The sequence below is a fragment of the Paraglaciecola sp. genome, assembly GCF_039964565.1.
In the GTDB taxonomy this organism is placed as follows: Bacteria; Pseudomonadota; Gammaproteobacteria; order Enterobacterales; family Alteromonadaceae; genus Paraglaciecola.
Window position 1 is genome coordinate 343680 of the sequence record NZ_JBDVXF010000045.1, and the last position, 13329, is coordinate 357008.

10 protein-coding genes are annotated in these 13329 nt (G+C 41.4%); all 10 read right to left on the reverse strand.

The window, feature by feature from the left end:
- Positions 1-702: an ABC transporter ATP-binding protein gene (locus ABJK37_RS23170; protein ID WP_348358755.1), complete on the reverse strand. Its 702-nt coding sequence runs from the start codon at positions 700-702 to the stop codon at positions 1-3.
- 123 nt (positions 703-825) lie between these two features.
- Complete coding sequence (locus ABJK37_RS23175; protein WP_348358757.1) at positions 826-1158, reverse strand: DUF1244 domain-containing protein; 333 nt, start codon at positions 1156-1158, stop codon at positions 826-828.
- A gap of 10 nt (positions 1159-1168) precedes the next feature.
- Positions 1169-1756 carry a glutathione S-transferase family protein gene (locus ABJK37_RS23180; protein WP_348358759.1) on the reverse strand — a complete coding sequence of 196 codons (588 nt, stop codon included), beginning with the start codon at positions 1754-1756 and terminating at the stop codon, positions 1169-1171.
- Between the two features lie 190 nt (positions 1757-1946).
- Positions 1947-2510: a hypothetical protein gene (locus ABJK37_RS23185; RefSeq protein ID WP_348358761.1), complete on the reverse strand. Its 564-nt coding sequence runs from the start codon at positions 2508-2510 to the stop codon at positions 1947-1949.
- A gap of 352 nt (positions 2511-2862) precedes the next feature.
- Entirely contained in the window at positions 2863-3495 is a 633-nt protein-coding gene (locus ABJK37_RS23190; RefSeq protein WP_348358763.1) for a hypothetical protein, read from the reverse strand.
- A 56-nt stretch (positions 3496-3551) separates the two neighbouring features.
- Entirely contained in the window at positions 3552-4430 is an 879-nt protein-coding gene (asd, locus tag ABJK37_RS23195; RefSeq protein WP_348358765.1) for an archaetidylserine decarboxylase, read from the reverse strand.
- 2 nt (positions 4431-4432) lie between these two features.
- Positions 4433-7141, reverse strand: coding sequence for a glycosyltransferase (locus ABJK37_RS23200; protein ID WP_348358767.1), 2709 nt, complete (start codon positions 7139-7141; stop codon positions 4433-4435).
- 2 nt (positions 7142-7143) lie between these two features.
- Positions 7144-8910: an aminotransferase class III-fold pyridoxal phosphate-dependent enzyme gene (locus ABJK37_RS23205; RefSeq protein WP_348358769.1), complete on the reverse strand. Its 1767-nt coding sequence runs from the start codon at positions 8908-8910 to the stop codon at positions 7144-7146.
- 101 nt (positions 8911-9011) lie between these two features.
- Complete coding sequence (locus ABJK37_RS23210) at positions 9012-12158, reverse strand: efflux RND transporter permease subunit (protein WP_348358771.1); 3147 nt, start codon at positions 12156-12158, stop codon at positions 9012-9014.
- Positions 12155-13279, reverse strand: a complete 1125-nt coding sequence (locus ABJK37_RS23215) for an efflux RND transporter periplasmic adaptor subunit (RefSeq protein ID WP_348358773.1) — start codon at positions 13277-13279, stop codon at positions 12155-12157. The genes ABJK37_RS23210 and ABJK37_RS23215 overlap by 4 nt, the downstream gene beginning before the upstream one ends.
- Positions 13280-13329 lie beyond the last annotated feature (50 nt).

Genomic DNA, 13329 nt, shown 5'->3' on the forward strand with positions numbered 1-13329 from the left:
TTAACCTTTCGCCACTGTTGGCGCCTGTTCTTTTGCGGTGTCTCGCAAAACGTTGCCATCACGCATAGTAATGACTCTTTGCGCATAAGACGCGATATCATCTTCATGGGTGACCATCACAATGGTTTGTCCCTGCTGATGCAAATCGGTCAATAATGCCATGATCTCTACTGAGGTTTTACTGTCTAAGTTACCAGTAGGTTCGTCTGCCAAAACCACTGTAGGGCGATTAATCAATGCCCTAGCGATTGCTACACGTTGCCTTTGACCACCTGACATTTCGAATGGCCTGTGAGTTTTACGATGCCCCAAGCCAACTTTATCCAATAGTTCATGGGCGCGTTCGTTGGCTTCTTCCTCAGAAACGTCACTAAAGCGTAGTGGTAACTTCACATTACCTATGGCATCCAATTTAGGTAATAAATGAAAAGTTTGAAATATAAAACCAATATGTTGGTTGCGGATAGCCGACAACGTGTCGTCATCCATTGTCGCGACATCTTTGTTATCCAAAAAGTACTGTCCACTATTGGGCGTATCCAAACAACCCAAAATATTCATTAAGGTAGATTTCCCAGAGCCAGAACTGCCCATGAAGGCAACAAATTCGTTTTTTTGTATAGCTAAAGAAATATCGGTAAGCGCATGGACAATTTCAGATCCATTGGCAAAAGATTTGGCAATATGACGGAGTTCGAGCATGATAATCTAACTAAAATGGCGTTAGGCTTACCTTATACAGATGCCACGGAACAAGCAATACAGCTAACGCCAAACCGACAAATTGCAGCTTGGCTTAACTGTTTCAAGATATTTCTGTAAAGGTTACTGACACCCAGAAGTCGATGGTTCGACAGCGGCTTTTTTAGCTTCTTGTCTGGCTTCATAGCCAGCCAATTGTTCAGGAGTCGCGGGAAGTTGATACTTTTCCTTCCATTCGCTAAATGGCATACCGTAAACCATTTCTCTGGCTTGGTCATAATCCATTTCAGCCCCTTCTTCCTTAGCTGCGGCCATATACCACTTAGCTAAACAATTTCGACAAAAGTCTGCCAACACCATCAAATCGATATTTTGCACATCTTTGTTGGCATCTAAATGTTTAAGCAAATGTCTAAAAGTAGCCGCTTCAGCGGCAGTTTTTTGTTGTTGATTCATAAGTGGCCTTTTATTTACGAGGGTCGGTAGCTGTGACTTCAATTCGTTGGGCATTGTCATCATGAAATGCCAACAACTCAGTCAAACCTTGCATGTTATGTAAATTTCTAAATTCGATCCAATCAATTAAACAATACAGGCATATGGCGGGATAATTCCAGCTAGCAAATTGTTGTTTCGCTACCATTTCATTTAACTGCACCAGCACTCCATTGACTCGCTGCTTTTGTAACTTAAAGAACAACTTATCTTCATCTGCTTGAATGTCTGAATTCGACAGAATAAACATTTGCACCAAAGAATCATTGGCCGAGTCTATGAGTGTCAGTTGATTTTCTTGCTGCCAATTTAAAACTGGATCATCAAACTTGTCGGTTAAATAGCGATAAATCACTCTCGAGTCATAAATAACCTGTTCTTCTCCGTTAATTTCATCTTCTAACATTGGAATTTTCATAGTCGGATTTTTGGCTGCAAGAATCTGCCTGTCATCCTCAGAAAAAATCAGTAAATTGATAAATTTATGGTCCGTATTGGCTAACCAAATACGCAGACGGCGTACATAAGGAGAAGTAGTAGAACCATACAATTTCAGCATAATAACCCCTTAAATAATTGAACAATGAGACAAATAATATTTGCCTTAAACATTAGGGTGAACTGCAGTTTAAGGCAACCTAAATTGTTCATTAAGCTAAAGTTTTATTGTAGCAAAACGTAATATATACAATCAGATAATAAGTGTACGAATGACTTGGCTAGCCCGCAGCTTAGTGCTTAGGCCACGTTTATATCACAATCATCTTAAGTGAGTTATCGCAATGAGATGTACGAGGGCTTTGACCTGAAGTTAATACTTGTACTTGATCGTAATCAACACCTGCTAAGGTGTCCTTAATGTTATCTGAGAATTTATCCGCGTATTTCCTAATCACAGCACCCTGAGCACCTAAGGCATCAAAATCTTGTTGGTGTTTTTGCATAAAATCATCGAATTCTTTAACGACTACATTTTGTTGTTCCATCAATTTTTTATCGATATACAGCGATTCATCGGTTTCTTGAATGGCTAATTTTGTGAGCTTTTCAATTGAATCAGTATATTCCAGCATTTCTTGTTCAATGCCTTGAATAGGTAATTCTAATTCATCCATTTTTTGTTCTTGTTGCTTCAAGCTAAGATAAGCAGCTATCCCTTGCTCTGTCATTGCTTGGTGGCTGACAATTTCACAATTTTTGAATGCAACGACTGAATAGTCATCCCTTGAATTATTATCTGACTTTGCCACAACCACCTGACAAACGACCAATGATACGAGTGAAGAAATCAGATTTTTAGTGGCATTTTTCATAAATAAACCTTTTATACCAATTCATCTTAACAATTTGTCACTCAGAGAACACCAGCGACTTTCAATCGAGGCGTAGTCCTGCAGGAATGGCCACTCCCTTTCAAAGGGCTAGAACGAAGAGTGAAAGTCGCTGGTGTTCTCCCTTTGGGCGAGGTTTAAAAGCACCTACTCTGCGTTGCTCGAACTTACAGTAGAATAACTATTGCTTCATTCGAGCGCCTTGATTAGGTGATTTTAAATCTCGCTGAGCGATCAATTGTTAGGATGGATTGGTATTAGTTGTGTAATCAACATTTAAGTCGAGTACACAGCTAAAAAAGTTTGTGAGATTAATCATTATTGTGTGAATAAATTAGATTTTTGCTTTGTTTTCAAACGACGCATCTTCATACCAATCATCCATGGTGTCGTACATGTCACCTTTGAGAATATAATAAGGAGATTTATGGTAAATCTTAATATCATGGAAAGGGTCGGTGGCAATTTTAGTAAACCATACTAAACCTGACTGAACTCCCATCAATTTAAATAGATGCACAGTTCTAAACACAATTGCGCCTAAACCAACCACTAACCAAATGATCGCCATGTTGTTAATAAACCCTTCAAAATTTGTAGCTGCAGTAAAAATCCCAAAGAACTCTGGCTCAAAAAATAGCACTATGGGTACCAACGCCCATATAGATAACAACACGACTTTACGTTGTAAGTTATACCCAACCTTAACGCTCTCCTTATATTCATGGGTAGTTTTGTTCACCTCGTCGTAAGTTTTTGGTTCAAAAAAGAAATGCCCTGTTTGGCGCAATACCATTGCCAATAACCAGCCCACTAACGCCGCTGCCGCGGGAAAATAAAATACTAAAATGTAACTAACGATAAAACAGCTGGCGCTAAGTAAATGCAAAAATTGGTTAATTCTATTATGGTGATAATAGCGATGATCGTCCCAACGTTGTTTTTGTAATTCTTCTAGAAAAGTCATATTTATACCTATTAGTTAGTCAATGTAAAATCGACGACTCATTTGTCGTCTAAGTGTTATGGAAAACTGGTTAAATGCCCGCTAAGCAATGGTTGCCCCATCTGAATAGGCGTTCCTTGTTTAATGCCTTCACAAAACTCGTAGTTACTAGTGGCAAATAAAATAATGGTAGAGCCGTGCTGGAAATAGCCCATTTCTTCACCTTTATTAAACTGTGCATCACAAGGAATTTCGTTCGGACCTTGGTATTTCAAATTTAGGGTTTGCGACAAAAAGTTAAACTTCATACTTGCCACCAAAATAGCGGCAACTGGCACTAAAGTGATACTGCTGCTAGGGTGAGTATTTTTAAGCTCGATGACCGCGCGCTCGTTTTTACAAAACAGTTTTTGTACTTTTTTAAGAGCCACTGGATTGACGTTCCACGTGTCACCGGAAATATAAGTCACATTGCTCACGCTGCAGGCTACAGGTGCGTGAAACCTATGATACATACTGGATTTCAAACGCAGCGTGACGTATTTACCATCACGGTATTTATGATTTAAATGGATATTCGGTATTAACTCACTGATATCATAAGGAAAGCCCTTGGCTTGAAATACTTTGGTGCCTTGTATTTCACCGCATTCACCCACTATGGCGTCACATGGACTCACCACTTGCTGCGGATCCATTACAATAGGTCTTAAGCCATCTTTAAGCTCACGAGTAAAACACTCTCCTAAGCTAGTAAAATTTTGCTTCTTAGCGTCTTGCAGCCTTAAGTCCTCGGCGAATAAAGACCATAACCAGATTGAAAATTTAGTTAACAACGGACTTTGAATTTGGCTGTACCAGCCCATAAAAAAAGTAAGCCACCGTCTAGGAATACGGTTAGTTAGCAAAAAGTTGAGCTGTTCTCGTTTAGTTAAAGTGTGTACTCCGCTTACCACGTTTAGGCCACCGTTCTTTGATTGTTGTATAAAACAGGTAACTCTAACCCCATGTCATGTAAAAACTGTTGCATGATAGGTTCTGCTTGATATTCACTGGCTCTTTGTAAGGCTTTTTGCTGCATACTTTCTTGAATACTTGTATTTGAAAAATACTCAACAATCTTGTCACTCATGGCAGCAATATCTTCGACCAAATAACCATTTTTATTATTTTGGATAATGTCTTTAGGGCCTTTACAATTGTATGCAACCGTTGGCATACCGTGTACAAAAGCCTCTAGAATGACGTTACCAAAGGTATCGAAGCGAGACGGAAAGACAAACAAATCTAGTCCTAGATATAAAGCTGCAAGTTGTTTTTTATCTTGCCAGCCAAGGTAAATGGCATCTGGCAAAGCTTCCTTGAGTTGTTGTTCCGCAGGCCCTGAGCCGGCCACCACAATTTCTAAATTGGGAATACGCTTTTTGGCATGTTTCACAATTTCAGGCAGCTCTAAAATTCCCTTTTCTTTACTTATTCTACAAGCAATAAACACGACTGGAGTATCATCAGTCGCGCCGGGAATAATGCTAGCCTTACTTACTTTTTGTATCCCTAAATCTCGTGGCTGAGTGTGGTGCGCAGTAACAAATACTTGGTTTTCAGGAAGTTGCATCTCAAAACCTGTTAACCAGTCTTTGTGCTCAGAGTTAAGCACAAACACACCATCGTATCTGTTATATAGCGCACGCATTAAACGCCTGACTCTGTCACGTTCATGTTGATTCAAATCGGTGGTGTGTTTAATAAAATCCACCCAGTCAGTGTGCATAAAGAAATAACTTGGGACGTTGAACATTTGCTGAATAAACAAAGAGACCGCCGCCATGGGTCCTTCTGTAGAACAAATGATTCTATCGTAGCCACCGTCATAAAATATGTTGGCGATTTCCATCAAGTCTGGAATACGAATTTTTTGTTCCCCATAGCGATGCACTTCAAATTCGGTAATCGGGCGTACTACGTGTAAATGAGGCGCTGACTCTACTTCTTCATGACAGATCAAAAAATCAACGGGTAAATCTGCACGCTGTATTTCTTTTAGTTTGCCGCTTAATGAGGTTGAAACGCCGTTTTTGTCAAACAGAGTATCTGTCAAATATAGCGCTCTATTTGAGTGCTGATTTTTGCCCAAATGTTGCGCAAATTGATTTAGCAATTGTCGATTCTGATATAGCACTCGGGTCGAAGCTAAAGTTGACCCCGCCAAAATCAAACTGATTAAAATCGGGAATGATAAGTTATCAAGCAACTTCTCAACACGCACGTTACTCATGTTGTCTTGGCGTTTGCCTTCCCCTAAAAACAGCGCGGTAAGTTGACTCGGCACTTCAAATTTACGGGTAATTTCTTCTGTAGAGAAACTATCTAAGCGAAGACCATTACTATTTTTAATGGCCGTTTCCACGCGTTGGGCAATCAGCTTATTCAAATGCGTGAATAATTCTCTGATGGCAGTATTCACCGTTTCAGTAAAGACCTCGGGGCCTTCTTTTTTGCTGTCAGCAATTTTTTCTAGTTGGTTGATGCAAAATTTGTAATCTTTGGATACCTGCCATTTCAGCAACTTGCTTGGTTTTTTACCTTGCAGGGATTCATGTACAAAGGAAAAAAACTTCATTGTTTTTTTGTGTTTTTGCATTTCTAACAACAAGTTACTGACAACAAAACAACCTATTTTGTCCCAAGTTGAACCGCGGTGTAGCATGATCCTAAACAAACCGGGATCTTTGATTTTAGTCGCCACTTGCGAGAAATAGTCAAGCAAAGCGATATTGAGTTTTTGATTTTCACCGACTTGCCCAAAAGGAGCGATATCACCGTTTTTTATGGCTTCTAGTGCGAGTTCAGAGGCAGGGGTTGTTTTCAGGCGTTCAGCCAAATTTTCGACATATAAATACGAACCACACTGCCCTGCAAAAATACCCGTGTGATCGTCAGAACCGCCAGTTAGTACCTTAGCTTTGTATGGATCAACTCCAAATTCTGCGGGGTCAAGATGGTGCTTTTTAGCATAACTCAGGACCTTTTCTGGACTTAAGCTTTGCACCCAATTTAACGTCAGTACACTCTGCCATAGGTCTCTTTGTCCATTTAAAACTTCGAAGCGGGCAAAAATCACTGCCAATTTTTCAAACACGCTTAGGTCAATTTTTTCATTTCGAGTATAGAAGTATAAAGGGTGCGGCATAATTACCGGCAAATCTTCTGCGGCAGCGTAGCGCAAAAAGTCGTACACATTTTGTCGTTTGCGATTCAGAATCTCTTCTTGCTCTTGACTAAAGCCGTAAGTTAAAACATGGATAAACAAATCGTATTCTGGGAAAAAGCAGGTAAATTCTGCAGCCGCGAGAACATCTATACCTTTGGATTTAAGATCCCAGCAAGAACGGGCGTTATTATGGTTAGTAATGGTTAACACTTGACTGCCGTTTGCCTGAAGCAACTTAACCAACTTTTTGGTTTTCAACCACGTTTCTGGCAGCCTTAAAATACGCCCCCATAACTCGTCGGGTACGTCACTGTTTTGATCATGGCAATGAAAATCAATCTTAAGACAGTTTTCAGGTGCAAATCTTTTGCTCTGTTGTTGTAAAAAGACATCAAATTCAACGTTTAAAGACGGCCTAAAGCTTTGCTGTACTCGTGTATCTTTTGTTATCAACATATCTAACCTACCTGACTTGAGTTGTTATCTGACTGCGCTACGAATTTGCTATTGGGTGCCTTTGGATTATTCAGACTTTTAAGCTTGTGCAGCGGCGCAGGTAATAGAGGGCGTAATATCGGAAACATTACGCTTAACATGTCTCCTAAGAACTGTCGTTTGATGGCTTTGTTAGTTAGCGCATCACAGGTCCACCACCAGCCATCTTCGGACATCTGTTTTGCTGCCGTGACAAAACAATCAATCACTGCGTCAAATTCATCGTCGCTGTAACTTAGGCTCATGATAAATCGCCCGGTGCCGGTCCAGCTCAACTCTAAACCTGCGTCTCGCAGGTAAAACTGCAACATCCAATTATAACGACTAGGTAGGGTATAAATTACCGACAAAATAGAATGCATATTGGTAATTTTTAGTGGCAGTTTTTCAGCTAATAAGCGCTGGTTAAAACGTGCCACACGCTGATTCCAGCTTGCTTCGGATGTTTGGTACAAAGACTGGATATCTGGCGTTTGGATTTTTTTGAGAAACTGGTGCATCGCTCCCATCACACTTGGATGAGAATTAAACGTGCCCCGAGCAAATGAAACATCTACCGGTTTAGCGTCTTTAAAACGTTTCATTAGAGAGTGAGTGCCCGCTAACACCCCAACAGGATAACCGCCGCCCAGTGTTTTACCATAGGTCACCATATCTGCCTGAACACCAAAAAATCCCTGAGCGCCGCGATAACTTAGCCTAAAACCCGTGAATACTTCGTCGAAAATAAGCACGATGTTTTTGTGGGTGCAGATATCTCTGATTTTCGTCAACCACTTGCTATAGGCCACTTTATCGAAGTGGGTATTGCGGTCGCTGGCAATCAGTGACACGTCTGACGCCGAATCGGCATTGGGATGAAACGCTTGTAACGGATTAATCAAGATGCAGGCAATATCTTTGCGAGTTTTAAGTACATGTAAGGTATGCTCACTTAAATCTTCTAAGGTATATACATCGTGGGTTTTACGATTATTACCTATACCAGGCTGCACTCCATCCCACCAGCCATGGTATGCGCCGCACAAACGAACAAGATGGGTTTTGCCGGTATGATATCGCGCTAATCTAACGGCTTGCATCACAGCTTCGGTGCCGGACATATGGAAAGACACTTCGTCTAAACCCGAAATTTTTTTGATTTGTGCCACATTTTCAGCGATGACTGGATGATATGCCCCTAAGACAGGCCCTAAGGATTGGGTTTGCTGTGCACCTTGCTGCATACATTCTTTGTAAAAATCGTAGCCAAACACATTAACCCCGTACGAACCCGACAAGTCATAGCGCCAATTACCATCTAGGTCTTTTATTTGGTTGCCCTTAGATTCATCAGCAATAGATCCGAGTTTAAAGGTTTGGCTTAACTGATTTCGATACGGGAAAGGAATACGATAGTGACTAGTAAAACGTACATCTGAAATGCTACGCTCAATTGACTCGCAATAGGCCAAGGTATCTGCGGAACGTTTTGTTAGATTGTCTTGCAATCTTTGCATAGCAGAACGCCTGAGCATGGCAATGTTTTGCGGTGCTCCGTCAGTGCTAAAATACTCAGAATCGCTATAGGTAAAAAAAGGTATTTTGGAAGCAATACGCCTAGACCATTTGCTATGGCCTCGCAGAGAAGAATGTTTAGCTCGGGAGAGTTGCAAGCGAGTCATTAACCGAGAAACGACATAACACCCGACTAATATTAGAACAAAATAAATAATGTAACTGATATGCATAGTTTTGCTTAAGCCAACTGGTTTGGCTTAAGCTAACATTGCAGTTTGAATAATTTATTTCACTTTTGAGACCGTTTGATGACAAGTGTTTATGCCGTCATTTAAGCATCACCTAATGGATCAGGAGAGTACTTAATTTCCCGTCCAACAATTTTTAAGGCCTTGCGCTCTTCTCTTCGCGCTTTCAAGGCTAACATACAAGGTGTCAGAATTAAGGTGAGCACAGTCGCAAATGCTAATCCTCCCGCCACTGCTGTAGCTAATTGCGACCACCATTCTGTTGAAGGACCACCAATATCAACGTTACGACCAATAAAGTCGATATTGACTTTGGCCACCATAGGTAACAATCCTAAAATGGTAGTAACGGTTGTCATTAACACCGGCCGCAAACGTTGAGCTCCTGTACGCAATATCGCCTCAGAATAAGGAAGGCCCTCTTTGCGTAAAATATTATAGGTATCGATGAGTACGATGTTGTTGTTTACCACAATGCCCGCCAACGCAATGACACCAATACCAGACATAACAATTCCAAAGGGTTGTTGAAACACTAGTAGACCCAAAAACACCCCTACAGTTGAAAACAATACTGCGCTTAGAATCAAAAAGGCCTGATAGAAACTATTAAACTGTGTCACCAAAATTATCGCCATCACAAACAACGCCACTAAGAAGGCATTTTGCAAAAAAGCGGTTGACTCATCTTGTTGTTCATTTTGGCCTTTGACCTGTAAATTCACTCTGGGGTCGAGATCTAATTCAGGTAGTAATGCCTGCAATTTGGGCAATTCAATACTTAACAATTCGCCTGGAACCATATTCGCTTCGACTGTAATCACTCGCTGACTATCGATATGCCGAATAAGGTCGGTTTTAGGTTGTGGAGTACGCTCGACAAAATTGGAGATAGGCACCATGCCACTCGCGGTTTTCATACGTAACTCATCTAGTTTACCAACGTATCGGGAGTCCATTGGGTAACGCACTCGAATATCTAACTCATCATCAACATCGTTTGGTCGATACTCGCCAATTTTCAAACCATTAGTAATAAACTGAACAGTACTGCCAACTAGCGTTGCGTCTGCGCCAAAACGCGCCGCATCACTGCGATTAACTTTAAGTTGCCATTCAATACCAGGTTTTGACGACGTATCGCTAATTGAAGTAAATTTATCGTTACTACTTAGTGCAGCTCGTATTTTTAATGCCGCTTCATCCAGTAATTCAGGAAAACGAGAGGACAATAAAATTTGTAAGTCTTTACCCTGCTGGGGACCATTTTGATCCGGTGTAATTTCGATATCCATACCGGCTAAATCATCAAGCCTAGCGTGAGTCTGTTTAAGGACCTCGTCTGAGTGTTCACGCAAGTGCCAATCCAATAGATTCATGCGTAAGTAACCGATTTGATCGCTACCACCGGTTCGCACATAAAGCGTTTCAATTGCATCCATATCTAACAATCGAGATTCGACTGTTTTGATGACTTTATCTTTTTCGTAAATCGATAAATCACCAGCACTTCGCACGGTAATATTAATCCCTTTAGAATCAACGTTAGGAAAAAACTGTGTCCCTAAACCAGACATCCCGTAAGCGGTAAAAGACAAAATGGCAACCACAATTGCACCCATCAATATTTTCCAAGGATGCGTAATAGCCGTCGCTAAAACACGGATATACTTACCAGAAAAGCCTTGTACTTTCTTTATGTCACCAGTTTCAGACTCAAGCATTTGTTGCTTAGCAAATTGGGTGACATACCGTGGTTTGCCAAATACACCGCCCAATACGGGAACAAATATTAATGCCATTAACAGTGATGCTGACAATACAGCGATCAGGGTAAAAGGCAGGTATTTCATGAATTCACCCATCATGCCAGGCCAAAACATTAAAGGGGCAAATGCCGCTAAGGTAGTCGCAGTAGAGGCGATTATCGGCCATGCCATTCTTTGCGCCGCTTTACTGTAGGCTGCCTTTTTATCCATGCCTTCACTCATACAGCGGTCGGCGTATTCGGTCACCACAATGGCACCATCCACTAACATGCCCACTGCCATGATAAGTGAAAACAAAACCACCATATTTAAGGTGTATCCGAATAACGAAATAATCAGGATACCGGTCAAAAATGAGCCCGGAATAGACACCCCCACCAATATGGCTGTGCGCAACCCCAAAATTGCCACAATAACAACAGCCACCAAAATAATGGCGCTAGACACATTGTTTTGTAGATCTGTCAGCATCATGTTTACGTCAATGCTTTGGTCGCCTGTATAACTCACCTCAATACTAGCTGGCCATATAGAAGACTTTTGAGCCGCAGAGACTAGTGATTTCACATCAGCCACAGTTTCAAGCATATTTTCACCGGGGCGTTTTTTTACCTCCAACGACACTGATGTATGGCCGTTTAATCGTGCAAAACTACTGGGATCTTTATAGGCGCGTCTCACTTGTGCTACGTCTTGAAAAGTAATCACACTGTCACCCTGCACTTTTACAGGTTGTTCCATTACATCTTTGACTGATTCAAATACAGAGGGAACCTTGACCGCAAAACTACCTTTGCCATTGTCCATCGTACCTGCGGGTACCAGTTTATTATTTCGCGATAACAAGTTTAAAATATCGCTTTGATCCAGCCCGTAAGACTCCATTAGTAATGGATCGACCACTATTTCTACGATATCTTCGCGATCTCCACCAATATCCACTTCGAGGACTTGGCTCAATCCTTCCAATTGATTTTTTAGTTCTCGGGCAACGGTCACTAATGCGCGTTCGGAAACAGGCCCTGACAACACCACAGTAATCGCCGCTTGTTGCCCAGCCATGGTCACTTCATGAATAGTCGGTTCTTCAGACTCAGAGGGCAGTTTTGCTCGGGCAACGGTTACTTTATCTCTAACATCTGCTAGCGCTTCGCCAGAATCAAAGCCAGCTATAAATTCGAGGTTGATACTGGCGAACCCTTCTCCAGCAGTCGCTCGCATTTCCTTTAGTCCATCAATAGAGCGTAATTCACGTTCCATGGGTTTAACCAACATCCGCTCTGAATCTTCTGGAGAGATGCCATCATGAATAATTGAAATATAGATAAATGGAATAGGCACATCTGGATTCGATTCTTTAGGGATATTCGAATAAGTCACTACCCCTGAAACCAGCAGTAATACAAATATCATTAATACCGTGCGGCTATGGTTCAACGCACCATAAATTAGATTATTCATTGGTTAGCCTTTGAAGAAAGACTGTTAGCACCGTTGGCGCTTTCGTTAACACGGCTAACTTCTACTTTATCCCCATCTCGCACAAAACCGTGCCCAAGGGTTATAATGTCCGCTTGTTGGCCTAAGCCAGATAACCACACACCTTGGCTATCACTTTTTACAATATCGATAGGCACAAACTTGACGTGTTCATCGACTACTATTTTGACTCCCAGATTACCCTGTTCGTCTAACGCCATTACCGCTGGAGTAATTCGCATAGCCCAAGTTGTTTCCAGTGGTAAAGCTAGTTCAGTACTCATCCCAGCCATTTGAGAATATTCAGGGTTAGGTACTTCCACTTCAATTTTGAAGGTATTAGTACCCAGTTCAGAAACACTGGATATATAACGAATTTTACCTTGCAACACGTCCCCTGACACCATACGTCCAGAAGCTTGCTGTTGCGCTTTTAGCCCATTAACATTAGCTTCAGTAACGTTAGCAGTAATGACCAAAGGATCTAAATCTACAAGCAACGCTACTTTGTCGCCTTCCTTAAGAAAATCACCCACTTCGATAAATCGTTCATTAACAATGCCATCAAATGGTGCCGTAATCTGGGTTCTAGATACCGCTAATTCGTAAGCCGTAACATCGGCTTTAGCCATTTCCAAATTGGCTGAAGCTTGAGCCAAAGCAGTTTGTGATTGATACCCTTGTTTACCTAAAGACTCTGCACCTTTTAATTCGACTTCGCGCTGCTTAAGCGTCGCTTTAGCTGACTGTAAACGACTTTCGTAATCATTTTTTTCAAGACTGATTATCTTTTGGCCTTTGTTAACACGTTCACCTTGTTGCACATGCACTGCTGTTACTAAACCTTTTACTTCAGCACGTAAGGTGGCCACACGATCGGGTTCGGTTCTACCATACAAACTGATTTCACGGGTCACTGTGTCGGCGGTGACCTGCTCAACCGTTACCTTGACTAACGACGCTTCGGTTTTTTTGGCTGTTGCTGAGTCATCTTGGTTTTGTGCTTCAAGCATACCCGACGCAACCCATAAACAAAGGGCAACGAAAATAATCAGTGCGATCCAAGCTGGTTGCTGTCTAAGTTTATTAATGGTGAACGCCATGGTTTTTCCGTGATAATTTGAATGCTATTAATTTACCTTTTTTTGATGGG

Coding starts and splice junctions, on each gene's coding strand:
- ABJK37_RS23210 (WP_348358771.1), bottom strand. CDS start 12,158: ATGAATAATCTAATTTATGGTGCGTTGAACCATAGCCGCACGGTATTA.
- ABJK37_RS23175 (WP_348358757.1), bottom strand. CDS start 1,158: ATGAATCAACAACAAAAAACTGCCGCTGAAGCGGCTACTTTTAGACAT.
- ABJK37_RS23180 (WP_348358759.1), bottom strand. CDS start 1,756: ATGCTGAAATTGTATGGTTCTACTACTTCTCCTTATGTACGCCGTCTG.
- ABJK37_RS23170 (WP_348358755.1), bottom strand. CDS start 702: ATGCTCGAACTCCGTCATATTGCCAAATCTTTTGCCAATGGATCTGAA.
- ABJK37_RS23215 (WP_348358773.1), bottom strand. CDS start 13,279: ATGGCGTTCACCATTAATAAACTTAGACAGCAACCAGCTTGGATCGCA.
- ABJK37_RS23190 (WP_348358763.1), bottom strand. CDS start 3,495: ATGACTTTTCTAGAAGAATTACAAAAACAACGTTGGGACGATCATCGC.
- ABJK37_RS23185 (WP_348358761.1), bottom strand. CDS start 2,510: ATGAAAAATGCCACTAAAAATCTGATTTCTTCACTCGTATCATTGGTC.
- ABJK37_RS23200 (WP_348358767.1), bottom strand. CDS start 7,141: ATGTTGATAACAAAAGATACACGAGTACAGCAAAGCTTTAGGCCGTCT.
- ABJK37_RS23205 (WP_348358769.1), bottom strand. CDS start 8,910: ATGCATATCAGTTACATTATTTATTTTGTTCTAATATTAGTCGGGTGT.